This window comes from Bilifractor sp. LCP19S3_H10 (assembly GCF_052119185.1).
Lineage (GTDB): Bacteria > Bacillota > Clostridia > Lachnospirales > Lachnospiraceae > Bilifractor.
In genome coordinates, this window is sequence record NZ_JBQKFT010000007.1 from 133,258 (window position 1) to 150,773 (window position 17,516).

15 protein-coding genes are annotated in these 17,516 nt (G+C 44.7%); 5 read left to right on the top strand and 10 right to left on the bottom strand.

Features of this window, described 5'->3' with window-relative positions:
- Positions 1 to 26: 26 nt before the first annotated feature.
- From mnmG to rpmH, 7 genes are all read right to left on the bottom strand, one after another.
- Complete coding sequence (mnmG, locus tag ACTQZS_RS07735; RefSeq protein ID WP_441475318.1) at positions 27 to 1,913, bottom strand: tRNA uridine-5-carboxymethylaminomethyl(34) synthesis enzyme MnmG; 1,887 nt, start codon at positions 1,911 to 1,913, stop codon at positions 27 to 29.
- A 351-nt stretch (positions 1,914 to 2,264) separates the two neighbouring features.
- Positions 2,265 to 3,785: a tRNA uridine-5-carboxymethylaminomethyl(34) synthesis GTPase MnmE gene (gene mnmE, locus ACTQZS_RS07740; RefSeq protein WP_441475297.1), complete on the bottom strand. Its 1,521-nt coding sequence runs from the start codon at positions 3,783 to 3,785 to the stop codon at positions 2,265 to 2,267.
- Between the two features lie 385 nt (positions 3,786 to 4,170).
- On the bottom strand, positions 4,171 to 5,139 hold the full coding sequence (jag, locus tag ACTQZS_RS07745; RefSeq protein ID WP_441475298.1) for an RNA-binding cell elongation regulator Jag/EloR: 969 nt from the start codon (positions 5,137 to 5,139) through the stop codon (positions 4,171 to 4,173).
- Between the two features lie 14 nt (positions 5,140 to 5,153).
- Positions 5,154 to 6,440, bottom strand: a complete 1,287-nt coding sequence (locus ACTQZS_RS07750; RefSeq protein WP_441475299.1) for a YidC/Oxa1 family membrane protein insertase — start codon at positions 6,438 to 6,440, stop codon at positions 5,154 to 5,156.
- A 31-nt stretch (positions 6,441 to 6,471) separates the two neighbouring features.
- Positions 6,472 to 6,702 carry a membrane protein insertion efficiency factor YidD gene (gene yidD / locus ACTQZS_RS07755; RefSeq protein ID WP_441099336.1) on the bottom strand — a complete coding sequence of 77 codons (231 nt, stop codon included), beginning with the start codon at positions 6,700 to 6,702 and terminating at the stop codon, positions 6,472 to 6,474.
- On the bottom strand, positions 6,699 to 7,043 hold the full coding sequence (gene rnpA / locus ACTQZS_RS07760) for a ribonuclease P protein component (protein ID WP_441099335.1): 345 nt from the start codon (positions 7,041 to 7,043) through the stop codon (positions 6,699 to 6,701). The genes yidD and rnpA overlap by 4 nt, the downstream gene beginning before the upstream one ends.
- Positions 7,044 to 7,124: 81 nt before the next feature.
- Positions 7,125 to 7,256, bottom strand: a complete 132-nt coding sequence (gene rpmH, locus ACTQZS_RS07765) for a 50S ribosomal protein L34 (protein ID WP_004603371.1) — start codon at positions 7,254 to 7,256, stop codon at positions 7,125 to 7,127.
- Positions 7,257 to 7,733: 477 nt separating this feature from the next.
- On the opposite strand from rpmH, the gene ACTQZS_RS07770 reads away from it, so the two are divergent.
- On the top strand, positions 7,734 to 8,717 hold the full coding sequence (locus tag ACTQZS_RS07770) for a glycosyltransferase family 2 protein (RefSeq protein ID WP_441099334.1): 984 nt from the start codon (positions 7,734 to 7,736) through the stop codon (positions 8,715 to 8,717).
- 45 nt (positions 8,718 to 8,762) lie between these two features.
- Positions 8,763 to 10,202, top strand: coding sequence for a flippase (locus ACTQZS_RS07775; RefSeq protein WP_441475300.1), 1,440 nt, complete (start codon positions 8,763 to 8,765; stop codon positions 10,200 to 10,202).
- A gap of 55 nt (positions 10,203 to 10,257) precedes the next feature.
- Here the strand turns inward: ACTQZS_RS07775 and ACTQZS_RS07780 are convergent, their stop codons facing one another.
- A complete protein-coding gene (locus ACTQZS_RS07780) occupies positions 10,258 to 11,133 on the bottom strand; it encodes a glycosyltransferase family 2 protein (RefSeq protein WP_441475301.1) in 876 nt (291 codons plus the stop codon).
- A gap of 414 nt (positions 11,134 to 11,547) precedes the next feature.
- On the opposite strand from ACTQZS_RS07780, the gene ACTQZS_RS07785 reads away from it, so the two are divergent.
- The 3 genes from ACTQZS_RS07785 (at position 11,548) to ACTQZS_RS07795 (ending at position 15,161) form a co-directional block, all read left to right on the top strand.
- Positions 11,548 to 12,807, top strand: coding sequence for a glycosyltransferase 61 family protein (locus ACTQZS_RS07785; protein WP_441475302.1), 1,260 nt, complete (start codon positions 11,548 to 11,550; stop codon positions 12,805 to 12,807).
- A gap of 102 nt (positions 12,808 to 12,909) precedes the next feature.
- Complete coding sequence (locus tag ACTQZS_RS07790) at positions 12,910 to 13,821, top strand: glycosyltransferase family 2 protein (protein WP_441475303.1); 912 nt, start codon at positions 12,910 to 12,912, stop codon at positions 13,819 to 13,821.
- A 74-nt stretch (positions 13,822 to 13,895) separates the two neighbouring features.
- Positions 13,896 to 15,161 (top strand): nucleotide sugar dehydrogenase, encoded by a 1,266-nt coding sequence (locus tag ACTQZS_RS07795; RefSeq protein WP_441475304.1) that lies wholly within the window; start codon positions 13,896 to 13,898, stop codon positions 15,159 to 15,161.
- A gap of 195 nt (positions 15,162 to 15,356) precedes the next feature.
- On the opposite strand, the gene ACTQZS_RS07800 is transcribed toward ACTQZS_RS07795, so the two are convergent.
- Positions 15,357 to 16,268, bottom strand: a complete 912-nt coding sequence (locus tag ACTQZS_RS07800; RefSeq protein ID WP_441475305.1) for a glycosyltransferase family 2 protein — start codon at positions 16,266 to 16,268, stop codon at positions 15,357 to 15,359.
- A gap of 2 nt (positions 16,269 to 16,270) precedes the next feature.
- Positions 16,271 to 17,515, bottom strand: coding sequence for a hypothetical protein (locus tag ACTQZS_RS07805; RefSeq protein WP_441475306.1), 1,245 nt, complete (start codon positions 17,513 to 17,515; stop codon positions 16,271 to 16,273).
- Position 17,516 lies beyond the last annotated feature (1 nt).

Sequence of the window (17,516 nt, forward strand, 5' to 3'; positions counted from 1 at the left end):
AGATTTTCTGCGGCTGCCGCATTTTCTCAGTCTTTCTGCTGCCGTCTGCTTTCCAGATATACCATAAGTACAGATATATCGGAAGGAGAAACCCCGGAAATACGCGATGCCTGCCCGATGCTGATGGGGCGATACTTCTCCAATTTTTGACGTGCTTCTATTCTGAGACTCGATACGACTTCATAATCGATATCATCCGGAATTTTCCACGATTCTTTCTTTCTGAACTGCTCCACCTGCTTCATCTGTCTCTTGATATAACCTTCATACTTGATGTTGATATTAACCTGTTCACCAACATCCTCCGGCAAGACCGGACGGTCATGATCAATTTCAGCAAGCATTTTGTAATTCAGCTCCGGACGCCGAATGAGCTCCGCTATGGAACTGCCGCTTTTCAGCTCTGTTGAATGATTACTGCTCAGGAAGTTCTGTACCTCTTCTGTCTGTCCGACAAAAGTATTTGTGACTCGTTTAATCTCGTCTTCAATCTCTTTCTGTTTCTTCTGTGTCTTTTCATATTCCTCATCACTGATCAGACCAACCCGATGTCCGTATTTTTTCAGCCGGAGGTCAGCATTATCCTGGCGAAGCAGCAGTCTGTATTCAGCCCGACTCGTCATCATCCGATAAGGCTCAAATGTCTGCTTGGTACAGAGATCGTCTACGAGAACTCCGATATAAGCATCCGAACGATCGAGAATCAGAGGTTCCTCTCCTTTTACCTCCATAACCGCATTGATACCCGCATAAAGTCCCTGTGCCGCCGCCTCTTCATAACCGGAGCTTCCGTTAAACTGTCCGCCGGAAAAAAGTCCTTGTATTTTCTTGAATTCAAAGGTAGGCTTCAGCTGAACCGGGTTGATGCAGTCATACTCTATGGCGTAAGCGTTCCGGACAATTTTCGCATGCTCCAGGCCGGGAACTGTACGATACATCGCGTCCTGCACATCTTCAGGCATCGAGCTTGACATGCCGTCCACATACATTTCGTTTGTATATTTTCCTTCCGGCTCGATAAAAACCTGGTGACTGTTCTTGTCCGCGAATTTTACCACCTTATCCTCAATGGACGGACAGTATCTTGGCCCGGTCGCGTGGATCTTGCCGGAATACAGTGGAGATCGGTCCAGATTTGCTCTTATTATTTCATGCGTCTTCTCATTTGTGTGCGTCAGCCAGCAGGATTCCTGCTCGATCTGAACTGAAGCAGGGTCTGTTGAGAATGAGAATGGAATGACGGGATCATCACCCTTCTGTTCTTCCATCTTTGTGAAGTCAATGGTACGTTTGTCGATACGCGCAGGTGTTCCGGTCTTGAAACGGAACATCTCAATTCCATTGGCCTTCAGTGAATCGGTGAGATGTGTGGCAGACTGTAATCCATTTGGTCCTGTATAATTGACGGTATCCCCGTACAGACACCGTGCATTGAGATACACTCCGGTACAAAGGACCACTGCCTTGCTGTGATAAATACCGCCGGAAAAGGTTCGGACTCCTTTACAGACACCATTCTCGACGATCAGATCAGACACCTCTGCCTGTTTGATGGTCAGGTGATCCTGATTTTCCAGCACACGTCTCATGCTTCTGCTGTACTCACTCTTATCCGCCTGTGCTCTGAGGGAATGAACGGCAGGTCCTTTTGATTTATTCAGCATTTTGGACTGAATAAATGTACGGTCAATATTTTTTCCCATTTCGCCGCCCAGGGCGTCAATCTCTCTCACAAGATGACCCTTGGAGGTTCCGCCAATATTCGGATTGCACGGCATCATCGCAATATTATCCGCGCTGACGGTAAAAACAATCGTTTCAAGGCCAAGTCTTGCACATGCAAGAGAAGCCTCGCATCCGGCATGACCGGCACCTACAACTACTACATCGTAATACTTTTCAATCACAGGCATGATGTCTTCCTTCATCTGATTTTCATCAGTTATCAACAAATTTCCTCAGTTATCAACATAAACCATTTAAGCTTGTACAGCATATGGCACGATGTATCACATGGGATTTAAAATTAGAATGAAAATTCGGATACGGCTACAGTGAGTTATGATAATATACATTATATATTTTTTCATTTCAATAATATATTATATTGGTTATATTACTATCATTTTATCGCTAAAGCTATATTTCTCTCTTCTGTTATTTTCAAAGCAATACTTCGCGGAGATTTCATCGACCTGATCTTTCATCTATTTTCCCATGCAGGATTAAAATTTCGCAGAGATTTCATCGACAAGATCCTTCATCTATTTTCCCATGCAGAATTTTGCAAAGATTTCATTGACCAGATCTTCTCCCAGTGACTCCCCGGTGATCCGGCCAAGTGCGTCAATTGCTCCCATCAGGTCGATGGACCAGAAATCCTCTGGCATCTGATCATCAATACTCTTGATCACGTAATCAAGGGAGTTTTCCGCATCCTCGAGTGCTTTTTTATGGCGGGCATTTGTGACATAGATCTGATCGTTGAATTCTATCTTACCATTGAAGAACATTTTTTCAATCTGTTTTTCCAGACCTTCCAGCCCCTCTTTTTCCTTCGCCGAAAGATTCAGAATCACAGTTTCGGATATGCCGACAGAATTACTCACCTGCTCATGCAATCCGGCAAAGTCAGTCATTGTCTCACGCTGACCGCCGGAATGTTCCACGCCTGAAGTAAGTCCCGGATGAGCCGCAGTTGGAGTAAGTTCCGAATGATTCGCGAGCTCCTCCTTCAGCATATCTTCGGTGACCTCGGAATCCAGATCACTCTTGTTCAGGACAATGATGGTCCTCCTGTTTTGGATCAATTTCATGATCTCGTAATCATTCTGATCCAGGGGAACCGACCGGTCTACGACATACAGGATCAGATCCGCGTCCCTGGCCTGATCAATTGCGCGATTGACACCGATCTGCTCGATCTTATCCGAGGCATTCCGGATTCCCGCGGTGTCCAGTATACGCAGGGTAATTCCACGGACATTGATCTGTTCCTCCAGAACATCTCTGGTTGTGCCGGCGATATCGGTGACAATTGCTCTCTCTTCCCCCAGCAGAAGATTCAGCAGAGAGGATTTTCCCGCGTTCGGCTTTCCCAGGATCACGGTCTTGATTCCCTCCTGAATCAGCTTTCCTGAGTCGGCGGACAGCAAAAGCTTCCGGATTTCTGTCCTCTGCTCTTCTACGATCCTGCGAAGTTCCGGTCCGTACCCCTCCAGGCTGATGTGCTCTGGATCATCCAGTGCTGCCTCGATATGCGCGGTCTCATATAAGAGCCTCTGGCGAACCGTCTCTATTTTTTCCGAAATTGATCCCGACAGCTGCTGCTGCGCGCTTCTCAGAGCATAATCGTTTTTGGCCGAGATGATGTCCATAACAGCCTCTGCCTGTGAGAGATCCATGCGGCCGTTCAGAAAGGCTCTCTTTGTGAATTCTCCAGGTTCCGCCGGCCGCGCTCCGGCATGAATTACCGCCTCAAGAACTCTTCGGGTCGCCAGCACTCCTCCGTGACAGTCAATTTCTACCGTATTCTCACCTGTGTAGGAATGCGGCTCGCGCATCACCAGTACCAGAACCTCGTCTATTTTTTTTCCGTTATCGGATATGTGACCGTAATGAATCGTATATTGCTTCTGATCAGACAGCCTTTTTCCTTTTTTTCCTGAATAGACACGATCAGCAATCGCAAAGGCATTTTTGCCGCTGATCCTCACAATGCCGATTCCAGAGGGCGCCATTGCAGTTGAAATTGCTGCGATTGTATCTTCAAAGTTTTCAGCCATATCCGATTTCACCTTTCTTTCATTCCGCCAGATTGTTCGTAAACGCTCACGCAATCATACCGATAAATTGCTTTTTATCAACATTGAACGTAAGTTATCAACATAATCCGGGTTCACAAGAATATCATTCTCTTCCAACGAGAAAAGACACGCTACGCGAGTTTTATCTCGCTATCGCGACGCTCGCCGCACACGAATACCTCGCATTCGGCTGCGGCTCACTGTTCGCGTAAATAAAAAACCCGCATCGAAAAAACATATAGCGGCATTCTCCGGATCTATCCGGCATGTCGATATGTTCTTCCGATGCGGGCGATATATACATTCTGTAGTGATCCGCCTGCGGGTCATGACCGTTTTCTCTCTGATTCAGAGCAGGAAAAAATCAGTCCCGGTAACCGCCCTTTTTCGGAGTTACAACGACATGACGGTACGGTTCATTTCCCTCACTGTGCGTTTCCACATATTTGTTGTTCTGCAGTGCGGAATGAATGATTCTTCTTTCATAAGGATTCATTGCTTCCAGAGAAACCGCGTGATGACTTCTGCGGACCTTATTTGCGATATTGTTCGCCAGATTCTCCAGGGTTTCCTTGCGGCGTCTGCGATAATCCTCGGTATCAAGCTTTACGCGGACATAGTTTTTCTGGTCCTTGTTCACGACAAGAGATACCAGATACTGAAGAGAATCGAGAGTCTGTCCTCTCTTACCGATCAGAATACCCATGTCATCGCCCTCAAAATCGATGTCGAGGCTTCCCTCTTCCTGGTTGTACTCAATTGTGATATTGACAGGAAGCTCCATTGCCTTGAAGATACCGTCCAGGAATTTGGATGCGGAAGCTTTCATCGTAACAATTTCTTCCGCCGTTCTCTCTACCGGTACATCCTTCTTATCCGGAGTCTTTGTCTCTGCCGGTTTCTCATGTCCCGGCTCCTTCTCTGCTTTTCCTGTGTCAGAAGACTCCGCCGGCTGCGCTGCGTTCCTCTCCTCTCCGCTTTTCCCGGATTTCTCTCCGGACGTCATCCGCTGATCGGAGGTTTTTTCTGCACGAACCGGTTTTTCCCCGTTTTTCGCAGGTTCTGCCTGTGCCGCGGAATCCGCACTTCTCACAGGTTCTGCCTTTGTCTCTGATCCATGATTTTCCGGAACCTTTCCGGATTTCTTTCCTGCTTCCTTTTCCTCTTTCCGGCGGACCTGAATCACTGCCGGTTTACTGCCGATTCCAAGGAAGCCTGAACTGCCTTCACTGATCACCTGGATATCCAGCTGATCACTGGAGAGTCCAAGCTCAATACATGCTTTTGTAATGGCGTCATCCACGGTTTTCGCGGATACTTCCATAAAGTTCATGTTCATGCCTCCCGTTATTTTCTTCCACTATTCCTTCCGCTGTTTTTTTTCTCATCAAAGCTCTTTACCCAGTTTGCCTTCGCAGTGATGCTGTCCGGGTTCAGATTCTCCGTATCCTTGTAAAACTGAGAGGAATCTATATCTTTTCCATTTGATCGTGAATTCTGAATATGCTTCACATTTGTACGGGCGTTCTGTGTTACGTTGTTGACGTAATCCTTGCTCTTTTCTTTTTTCTTTTCTGCCTTGGCGGCCTGTTTCTCGATCATCTCCTCGACATCAACTGTGCCTATGCTGCGGTTGATGATTACCTGCTGTATGGCACGGATGACTGCACCGGCAATCCAGTAGATACCAATACCCATGCTGAAGGTAACGCAGATAACTGCCGAGAAAATCGGCATGATCATATTCATGCTGTTCATCTGACGGGCCATAGCGTTGTCACTGTCTGTGCTCTGCTGCGGCATCAGCTTCATATTCAGCCACTGTGTAAACCATGCAAGCACAGGAACCAGGATACCCGCAATCAGTGCTCCGATGATTGCGGCTGTCGCCGTTCCTCCGGCAATGTTGCTGAATCCTGATTTGATGGCATCCCAAGGAGTCTCGGAAATGTTGATTCCCAGGAAGTTGTTGATTCTCGCGGACTGCGCGGCAACACTGCCCATTTGATCCTTAAAGGATGCAAACTGCTTGATGCCCTCAAGCTTAGCCCACTGTGACGGCTTCATCACATACATCATGTCGATGATCCGGTTTACGGTGTAATCACCTTTTCCGTTCACACGAATTTTGTTGTTTGCCACAAAATCGGTGATAATCTTCTGGTATCCGTCAACCGTGGAAATCTTGACGGCAAGGCTGTTGAAAATATTCGCAACCCTGGATACATATCCGGGAATGTACAGAATTACCTGATACAGGCCGAACAGAATCGGCATCTGAATCAGCAGAGGCAGACAGCTTCCGGTAGGCGACACTCCGTACTTCGAGTACAGTGCCATCGTCTCCTCCTGCATCTTCTGCTGAGAAGCTGCATCTTTCTTTCCCTGATATTTTTTCTGCAGTTTCTGAAGTTCCGGCTGAATTGCGTTCATGACCTTGGAGCTCTTCTGCTGCTTGATCTGTACTGGTGTAAGGAATAAATAGATGATAATGGTGAAGAATATGATACAAAGACCGATATTCGGAATACCAATTTTGTAAAGTACAAAATAAATTCCATTCATCAGCCATCCGAGCAGCTGCGCAATGTATTTGATCAAGGGCATGCTGGACTTGCTTAATAAAAGTTCCAAATTATCTTCCTCCCGGAATTTTCTTTCTGGCTCACGGTACCGGATCAATCCCGCCGTGTGAGAACGGATTGCATCTCAGGATTCTCCAGGACGCCAGCAAGCCGCCTTTGACTGCACCATATTTCTCAATCGCCTGTACGGCGTACTGGGAGCAGGACGGAATATATGGACAGCGGATTCCCCCCTTTAATGGTGACAGATATTTCTGATAAAGACGAATCCCCTGTATCATGACATACCTGGGTTTCATTTTCTGATTCATTCTTTATCCTCCAGTATGTGATGTCTTCTGCCCAGATGATAGAGCGCGTCCGCGATCTCCTTCTGTGTGCAGTTCTTTGATCCGACTCTGCAGATGACAACCACATCAAAGCCCTTGGAAAAACTTTCCTCTTTTAATCTGTAAGCCTCTCTGACTAGTCTGCACAGATGGTGACGAACCACACTGTTGCCGACCTTTTTGCTGACAGAAATACCGATTCTGTTTTTTTCCAGTTGATTTTCCAGGATGTACATGACAAGATATTTATTTGCTGCTGATGTTCCCTGTCTGTAAACCTTCTGAAAATCCGTGTTTTTCTTCAGACTTTCTGAAAACTTCATGTGTATTCCTTTTCAAAAGTATTCTTTCATAAGAAAAGACCACAGAATAAACTGCGGTCTCCGGTCTGCTTCAATCTATGCTTATGCTAATACTTTTCTGCCTTTTGCACGTCTTGCAGCTAAAACTTTTCTTCCGCCCTTTGTAGCCATTCTTGCGCGGAATCCGTGAACTCTTTTATCAACCTTCTTCGGCTGCCATGTCATCTTACTCATAATTATCTTCCTCCTTGCTTTCCTCAACATGCCGCTCTAATTCATGCGGCGAGACAAATCTTTTTTACTTCCGGATCCGTCAATCATAAAGGTCAGATCCGTGCAGTCATATACCTCTTTCCAGAGAACATCTGTTTTATTATAAGCATTCAAAGGCGGCGCGTCAAGGCCTTTATGTATAAGGACTCCGCAATTTATGTATAAGGATTTTTCAATTCGGACAGCCACGCATCAGCGATTTTCTTCCTAATATCAGTACAGTTTCTGAACTTGACAATCATGGGATTTATGGTAATGTGAAAATCATATTTGCGAGCTTGTTTCTGCAGGCACAGTAAACCCTCATGCCCCGCAAGCGGGCCGCCACAACATGTACAAAGCCAATTGTTTTCCTTTTCATCAGGCGGGAACCGCGATGCAAAAGCATTATGGCTGAGTCTGCAAATGTCATTTTGATAAACAGTGGGATATCGACATATGAATTTTGGATTTGTAATTCTGCATTACAGGGCTTATGAGATGACCGTCAGATGTGTGTCATCCATACTTAAGCTGTTTTCCTCAGACAATCTTCACATTGCTGTTGTAGATAATGCATCTCCCGATGGAAGCGGGAAGCGTTTGCAGGAGCATTTCTCAGGCAAATCACAGGTAGAGGTAATTCTGAATCATGAAAACCTGGGCTTTGCCAGGGGAAACAACGCAGGCTATGATTTTCTGATTCAGCACTACGATCTCGATTTTGTGATTGTGATGAACAATGATGTCATCATTGAGCAGTCAGATTTTCTTCAGAAAATCGCAGAAAAATATCAGGAAACGCCTTTCTCCGTTCTCGGACCGGATACCTATTCGACATCACGTAAGGTCCATCAAAATCCCTTCAGTCTTTCCGTAATATCCGAAGAGGAATTGACCCTGAAAGCACAATATTACCATGAAATTATGGAACATCCCGGATTTATGTATCTGGAGGAGTCTCTGCGATATTTTTTCATCAATATTAAGCCGGTATATTCATTTGTTCACGCTCTGTCGAATCTTGCGAGAAGAATTCTCGGAAAATACTCAGCAGAAGATGAAATGCAGAAGAAAGCCGAGCGTGATCATCAGGAACAACTGAAAACGCTCTGGCAGAAATATCGGGAGGATGTAGTTCTTTTTGGCGCATGCTATATTTTCTCACGCGATTTTATCCGGAAACGTCCCTATTGCTTTTACCCGGATACCTTTATGTACTTCGAAGAGCAGATCCTGGGGTATGAATGTCAGAGGGATCATTTAAAGGTCGTTTATGATCCGGCACTCCAGGTACTCCATTTTGAGGATGTATCAACCAGACAATCCCTGAAGACCGGTTATCAGAGATTTCTTTTTAAATCACGTGAAATGGAAAAATCCTGTAATTTACTTCTGTCATTAATGAGAAAGGACAAGGAAGCGATTCCGCCTCATTCTTAAATTCTGCAAAGATGATGCATGAGAACGAATCACTTCTCAGATAATATGAGTAGCCAGTCATCTCTTCGTAAAAACGCTGTTCTCAACACGATCAAACAGATCTGTACCATTATATATCCGATTATTACTTTCCCCTATATATCACGTGTACTGGGGAAGTACTATTATGGAAAAGTTAATTTCAGTAATTCTATCGTAAGCTACATTCTTATGATCGCGGCCCTCGGCATTACCAACTATTCCATTCGTGAGGGTTCAAGAATTAAAGACAACAGGAAGGAACTTCAGAAGTTCTGCAATCAGATTTTTTCTATAAATATCTGTTCTATGATTGTGGCATATATTGTTCTTTTTCTGCTGATCTGCTTCTGGAAAAAACTGGACGGGTATACTCTTCTGCTGTTAATTCAGGCTTCTACGGTACTTTTTAATACCATTGGTACCGACTGGATCAATTCCATATTCGAAGATTATGAATTTATTACCATCCGATACATTATATGTCAGGGAATTGCAGTAGTTCTGATGCTTTTGCTTGTACACAGCAAAAACGATTATCTGCTTTACGCGGTTACCTGCTCCATCGGTACAATATTGGCGAATATCATGAATGTCACCTACATTCGCAAGCACTATGATCTGCATCCGCGTCTGACTCTTCATATGGACCTTCACCGTAATATGAAGCCGATTTTCATGCTCTTTGGATCCGCCGTTGCCACGACTATTTATGTGAACTCGGATATTACCATTCTCGGTCTTCTGAAAAATGAATCAGAGGTAGGTCTTTATACTGTGTCCTCGAAGTTCTATACCATGCTGAAACAGATGCTGAATGCATCTCTTACGGTCGCTGTTCCGAGAATATCTCACGAGAGGGACAGTGTAAAACCGCAGACGCTGAATCGTCACCTCAGCCGGATCATAGGCAGTCTGATTATTTTTTCCTTCCCGATAAGCGCAGGACTCTTCAGTCTGTCCAGGAATATTATTGTTCTGTTTTCTGGTGTTGAATATGAGATGGCCTTTACATCTCTTCAGATTCTGAGTATCTCCATCATATTTGCGACCATGGCTTCCTTCTTCATTAATGTAATCATGATTTCCTTCGGAATGGAGACACAGGTACTTTTTGCAACTATGTTTTCCGCACTCATTAATATTGTTCTCAACTTCGTCCTCATTCCGGCCTTCGGACAAAATGCCGCCGCGTTCACCACATTATTGTCAGAGATTTCTATTTTCTGTCTTGGTATCTTCTACACCCGAAAAAAGGTTAAGATTTCAATTAGACGGAATGTGGTCATTGCTGCCACAGAGTTTGCCGCTGTCATGGTAATCTGTGCAGGAATCAGGCATTTTCTGAGCAGTAATAATTTTATCACGATCTTTCTCTGTGTAATTCTTTGCGCGGCAGCATGCCTTGGAATTCTATTCTGCCTCGATAAAGATGATGTTAAAAAGCTGATTCATTTTCGGAAGTGAACCGGTAAAATGTATTCCAGAAGGACCGCATTCTACAGGGACCTGAGTCCCTGTTCTACTTTTTGCCCGATCTTCCCCAGAGTCCCATGTGATTTGCAATCATACGGACCAGAATGGAAAAACTGAATTTTGTATGCAGACTTTCTCTGAGAAAAATCCCTGCCTTTTCAGAATCCCCATCAACTGCGCACGCATGTGCCATCATGCGCAGCTGATGAGCTTTGGATAACGGGTATTTGTCATACCATGATTTATATTTCTCGTAGATTTTCTCTCCGGCGGTATTGGTTACCCTCGATGAAATGCTGTCGTCCATGACCACACTGTTTACCAGCGGTTTTTTGATATAACCGATTTTGTAGCCTTTAACAGCCGTATGAATTACAAAATCCCAGTCCTGGAAACGCCTGAGCTTTTCATCAAACATGATATCCAATGCCACCTCACGCCGTACAACGATCGTCTGCGTACTGATCAGATTGCCATATAGCAGCTGATCCACAGCATCCCCGGTCTCATCAAAATCACGGAGCGGATGGTAAGTCGTCGTTCCGTTTTCAATGCGATTCATTCCGCAGAAAACCAGATCCTTTTGGTTCTGAATCAGATATTTAGATTCCTCTTCCAGCTTTTCCGGCATCCATTCATCGTCACTGTCCTGAAAGGCAATAATCTTTCCTGACGCCATGCGGATTCCTACGTTTCTTGCATGGTTTGCTCCCTGATTTGATTCGTATCGATGATAAATGACACGGCTGTCCGGAAAATCACGGAAGATCTCTTCCGTGCCGTCGGTAGAACCATCGTCAACCACGATTACCTCGAGGTTCTGATAAGACTGATTCAACACACTTCTCAGACAATTTGTAATAGAATCTCTGCGGTTATATGTCGGTATAACAACTGATATTTTCTCTTGTTTTTCATTCATAATACTATACCTGCTTTAATCTGATTCTGAACGAGATAAAACACGCTGCGCGAGTTTTATCTCGCTATCGCGACGCTCGCCGCACACGAATACTTCGCATTCGGCTGCGGCTCACTGTTCGCGTAAATAAAAACCTGCCTCTTGATCTGATGATTCTCCCTGAAATCTTCCGGCGATAAAAGGTTGATTTACATCTAAATATATCATCGACCCCCAACTATTTCAACTAACGCGGTATGGCGATTTCATACTCTGTAGACGGCAGACGCCAATACGGTAACTGTATAAGTCCCCGCGTCACGAAAGCTGCTCGCGGCAGATTGTAAGCTTTCCTTGTTTGTGGTATCATAAATGAACATGTAAAGAGCCATAGACAGTCTTGTCCGCATCACTTCACTGCTTAGGAGATTCCGAATGATCACCCACTTATATTTGCATGATCTTTATGATTCGAGCTTTCAAGAACTGATAAATTCGAATTTTGTCGATAATCGGACACTGAAGGTACATATCACCAGAACAGCCACGATCATTCCATGCACAACAACAGGACCGGCTGCGCGTGGAGGAGTAGTCGATGAGCAGGGAAATTATATCGGTTTTTCCGGATTCGATACTCTTTCAGATGTTGACAGATATAATCCCCCGGTTAATTCAGATTGCCAGAATGCCGTCAGAGATACATCCCTGGACAATGCAATTTATTTAGGGTTTGTACGCAGACACTGGGGACATTTTTTAATTGATTCGCTATCAAGGTTATGGTATGTAATAAAAGAGAATTCCTCTGCTCCGTTATTATATTTTGGCGAAAAGATTCAGGAGAATGGAACAGATGCTGATTTATTGAGGCTGATCGGTGTTGACTTAAACCGCCTGATCTATATTGATCATCCGGTAACGGTAAGTCATTTATGCATTCCGGAACCTTCGTTAATCCCGGGAAGATATGTCACACCGGAATTTTTGTCAGTATTTAACCTTGCTGTGGACAATGCGATTAATAAGGCCGATACAGGAAGAACATGGCCATCAAAAATATATTTGTCGCGATGCCGTCTTCCATCCCATCTGACATCGGAATTTGGGGAAGATCCAATAGAGGATATCTATCGCAGGAATAACTATTCCATAATATATCCGGAAACGCTTCCTCTTACAGAACAGATCTGCTATTTGTCTCATGCTTCAAAGATCGCTTTCGTCAGTGGAACCCTGGGACATACGCTGTTATTCGCAAAGGAAGAGACGGACGTAACCATATTGCGAAAATCAGTGAAGCAAAACTATAGGCAGATCATGGTGAATCAGATCAAAAATCTGAAGGTAACCTATGTTGATATCTATGTTCAGTTGGCATCTGTTGACGCATCAGGACCATTTTGTATCGTCGTCAATAATCATTTCTTCGATTACTGCAGGGACAATGGGATGCATCTGTCAGAGAAATCCTTCTATGCCAGGACAAACAGATCTGCTGTTTGTCAATACAGGAAACATCTGCTGCTCAGGGTACTGAAAAGATATGCAAAAAGACAGGGCAAGATGGAAAATTATCTGTTTTCTGAACAGCATCGATTTGACTTGAAGGTATCTGATAAATTACTCAGAAAATATTTCAAAATAAGCTCTTCGAAAACGCGTACAGAATTGTCACACGCGAAGCGTGTGTAGGAGACGGATGAAGCTGCTGAAGGGCAGCGATGATCATCGGATTGTCTCACGCGAGTCGTGTGCAGCCGACCGGATGCGATTTCAAGGGCAGCAGGTATGAGGATGAAGTGTGAAGTGAAGCAGCAGACAATCAGTGTAATCACACCTTTTTACAGAGGAAATAAATACATGCATTCGCTTGCAGATATTCTGGAATCCAACGCGGAAAGAATATCTGCCGCGATCCAGTGGCTCATCGTCAATGACAGTCCGGACTGCCCTGTGGATATGATGAACATAACCCGTAATGCCTATCCTCTCCTCGAAACAGAGGTGATCCGGCTTCCGGAAAATGGCGGAATTCATCACGCAAGGATCGAGGGGCTTAAAAGAGCATCCGGTGATTTTGTTCTCTTTATTGATCAGGATGACCAAATATCGCCGGATTTTTTAAGAATCATGAGCCGTCTGATGACAGAGGATGTTGACATAGCGGTCTGCAACGCCTGGCTGGAACAGGAGGATGGCTCCATGTTTCCGGCTTTTCTCAAAAAAGCTGATCTGGATGATGTACGTAATCTTGCTATATATATCAGAGTCAGGAATCCCATTCGTTCTCCCGGACAATGCCTGATCCGGCGATCTTCCATCCCGGAGGCATGGCTTCTTCATCCAATGAAAAAAAACGGCTCCGATGATCTTCTTCTCTGGATTCTGATGCTGTGCAGAAAAGCAGTGTTTGCAGTTACGCCCGACTGCCTATATACGCATAAATATACCGGTTCTAACCTGTCGGAGTCCTCTGCTCAGATAAAGACATCGTCTATGGAAGTTGTCGATGTCCTACAGTCAACAGGTGCTTTAACGTCCAGACAGTTAAAGGATCTGAAGCTTTCTGTGGAATGGGCTGCCCTTCGCTCCGCAGGACAGCGGCCTCTTTTTTCCTTGAAATTTTCGAGGATTATTTTCACAAGGATCTCCTGTAAATTCAGACACCTTGTCTCACCTCGTATCAATAGAACGTCTGCCTCATAGACACAAAATATAATCCGCCTGCTCCTGATTCCCTTTGCTGCAGGATCAGCCCGGAATATTAAAAAGGAGTATTTATGAATTCAAATTATGATCTTTCTTCCATAAAAATCGCGGTTGCCGGAACAGGCTATGTCGGCCTCTCCATTGCCACCCTGCTTGCACAGCATCATCATGTCGTTGCCACAGATATTCTTCAGAACAAAGTAGACCTCATCAATGCGCACAAGTCTCCCATACAGGATGAATATATCGAGAAATATCTGGCCGAAAAAGATCTCGATTTAACCGCAACCACCGACGCGGAAAAAGCATATTCCGATGCGGATTTTATTGTGATCGCCACCCCGACGAACTATGACAGTGTGAAAAATTATTTTGATACCTCTGCTGTAGAATCGGTGATCGAGCTCGTATTAAAATTAAATCCGCAAGCAATCATGGTTATTAAATCCACCATTCCGGTCGGATATACCAGACATGTTCGCGAGAAATATCATACGCAGAATATTATCTTCAGTCCGGAGTTCCTTCGTGAGTCGAAGGCTCTCTATGACAATCTCTATCCCAGCAGAATCATTGTATCTACAGACCCGGAAAATCCGGAAACGGTAAAGGCATCTCACACCTTTGCTTCTCTCCTGCAGGAAGGCGCTCTGAAGGAAAACATTGATACTTTGTTTATGGGATTCACGGAAGCGGAAGCCGTTAAACTCTTCTCCAATACGTATCTTGCGCTGCGCGTTTCCTTCTTCAATGAGTTGGACACCTACGCGGAAATGAAAGGTCTGAATACAAAGGAAATTATTGACGGCGTGTGTCTCGATCCCAGAATCGGCACGCACTACAACAACCCAAGCTTTGGTTACGGCGGATACTGCCTGCCTAAGGATACAAAACAGCTGCTGGCAAACTATGCTGATGTCCCGGAGAACCTGATTCATGCGATCGTAGAAAGCAACCGGACCCGGAAGGATTTCATCGCTGACCGTGTACTAAGTAAGGCCGGATACTACGACTATTATCACAACGGAGACTATAATGCCGCTGAAGAGAAAAAATGTACCATCGGCGTATATCGCCTGACCATGAAATCAAACTCCGATAATTTCAGACACTCCTCTATTCAGGGCGTAATGAAGAGAATCAAGGCAAAAGGCGCCACCGTGATCATCTACGAACCCTCGCTGGAAAACGGCAGTACCTTCTTTGGATCAGAGGTTGTCAACGATCTTGCCGTTTTCAAGTCAAAAAGCGACTGTATTCTGGCAAATCGCTATAACCACGATCTTGACGATGTCAGGGATAAGGTTTATACACGTGATCTGTTCATGCGTGACTGAACAGCTCGCCCCACCGCTCACACAAAGTGTGAACCGGTGGGGCGAACGACGTTTATTTTACGCGAACAGTGAGCCGCAGCCGAATGCGAAGTATTCGTGTGCGGCGAGCATCGCGATAAGCGAAATAAAACTCGCGCAGCGTGTTTTATCTCGTTGCATGCTCATATATTACATGGTCATATATTGAATATCCGCTTACTTACCGGGATATTCAATCTGCGGATAAAACTTTTTTCCCTTTTCCACTGCTTCATCCATCAACTGTATTCTTCTCTTTTTTTCATCGTCCGGAAGAGAAGATTTTCGAATCCTTTTTTTATGCATCTCTCTTCGAATCCAGAAAAGTATTCTTCCCTTTATTCCCTCCCGGCGGTACAGAACGGTTTCATTTCGATACATATAGCCAAAGCGTTCCAGCAGTCCCTCATCCGCGGTTTCAATCGCAGGTCCGTCATTATTTTTTGATTTGTGCACCACAACGCTCTTTGCGGAATAATAGCAAGGATATTTCAATGAGATCCGTCGTGTATATTCCCAGTCATCCGTCCAGATCACGAATTCTTTATACGGCAGACCTACATTCTTCACTACAGATGCAGGAACGAAAAGAGAGACAAAGGTAGCCAGAACAATCTTCTGACAATCCTTCTCTGGTTCCTTCAGTTTCTTAACCAGCGAAATTTTCTGCTGGTTCATCCGACATGGTGTTCCATCCTTCCAGAGAACCCGGCTGGACAGAAACCCGTAATTGCCCTGCAGGGAATTTCCAAGCTTCAGTAATTCCTTCAGTGAATTTTCTTTTACGATACAGTCGTCATCCATAAGCCATAAATAATCATAGCCCATCTCACAGGCTTTCCTTATCCCGTAGCAAAAGCCTCCGGCGCCTCCAAGATTAGAACCTGTGTTATCATAATGCACCCTGTAATTTTTCAATTCATCCGCAATGTATTCCGTAGTCCCGTCCGTCGATGCATTATCAATAATCAACACATCGCATTCTTTGACGGACTGCTTCAGGAGTGCCTGCACACATTCCTTAAGCAGTTCTTTCCGGTTATAGGTTACAATAACAGCAGTGATTCTTCCCTCATGTAAATCATTCATAGCTATTTATTACTCCTATTTGTTAAAACAGAACATTCACAGCCTTTCTCACGCAAACCGGGTTTCCAGTCCTGACACATAGAAAATGGCAGAAGGATGAAGGGGTTGAATACGGTTTCGGTTAATCTCGGTTCCGTCACACATAATAAGCAGATGATTACCAGACTCATGGTCAGAAAAGAATCCGAGACCTTTACCGCCCGATATATCATGTAGCTGTACAGGATAATCACAGCTCCCAGAAGGATTGCTCCCTGTTCCAGCAAAACCTGAAGATAGGCACTGTCGACATAGTTATATGCTGAAGGATTTTCCCATCCGATCCAGGAAATCGGCTGTCCGAATAAGGTGATTGGATATTTTAACAGGGCGTTGTGTCCGAGCCGGAGCCGCTGTGTCAAAAGCGTATTCAGTTTTGACAGAAACGGATTGTATTTGCTGTATGCTGCCTGAAGATAAATGGCCACCGCAGCTGAGACGGCAGGGATTGCCATAAATATTTTTTTCCATGAATTCTTCTGTCTGGTTTTTCTTTTCCTCTGCACACGAATCCGGAGCCCGATCAGAAAAGCCAGTAAAATCGCACCCGCATTCAGTAAAAAGATAAATCGGCTGTTTGTCATATAAAACAGCCAGTATGCGAGCATCATGAGGATCGCATATTCAGCGACCGTCGTTTTCTCTCTGCGGATACAGAAATAACATAAACTGATAAACAGAAGAGCTGTCGGAGCATACGTCGTCCAGGAAAAACCCAGGTAATGTCTGGAACGGTCCGAGATATCCCGTATGGTATCCTTCAGGACACCTGCCTGACTGAGAATGACTATTCCGGCGAGCATTGCCGACCGAACGATCAGTGAAACCTTTAAGATTTTTTCCGGATCTACAGAAGAAGCTCCAAAGATCATCCAGAAAAGAAATAATCCGGACCGGTTATCTGAACGCACAGAAACCAGAAGTCCGATCACAAGAAGGATGGCCATTGCCAGCATACTTTTTCTGGTATGATAGTCATGAATCAGTTTGATCAGAACACCTAAGTAACACAAATATCGAATATTTTGTAAAAATGACTTGAAGCCGGCTGTGTTGGAAAAAACACCAACCTGCAAGAATACAGCTGCAGTATAGATAACCAGTATGACCAGATAGAAGCCTTCCCATCTTGCTGCTTCCACTTCTCTCGCCGCAGGTCTATCTGAAAAAATCCCGGCCTTTTCCGTCACCTTCCCTGTGTATACCATT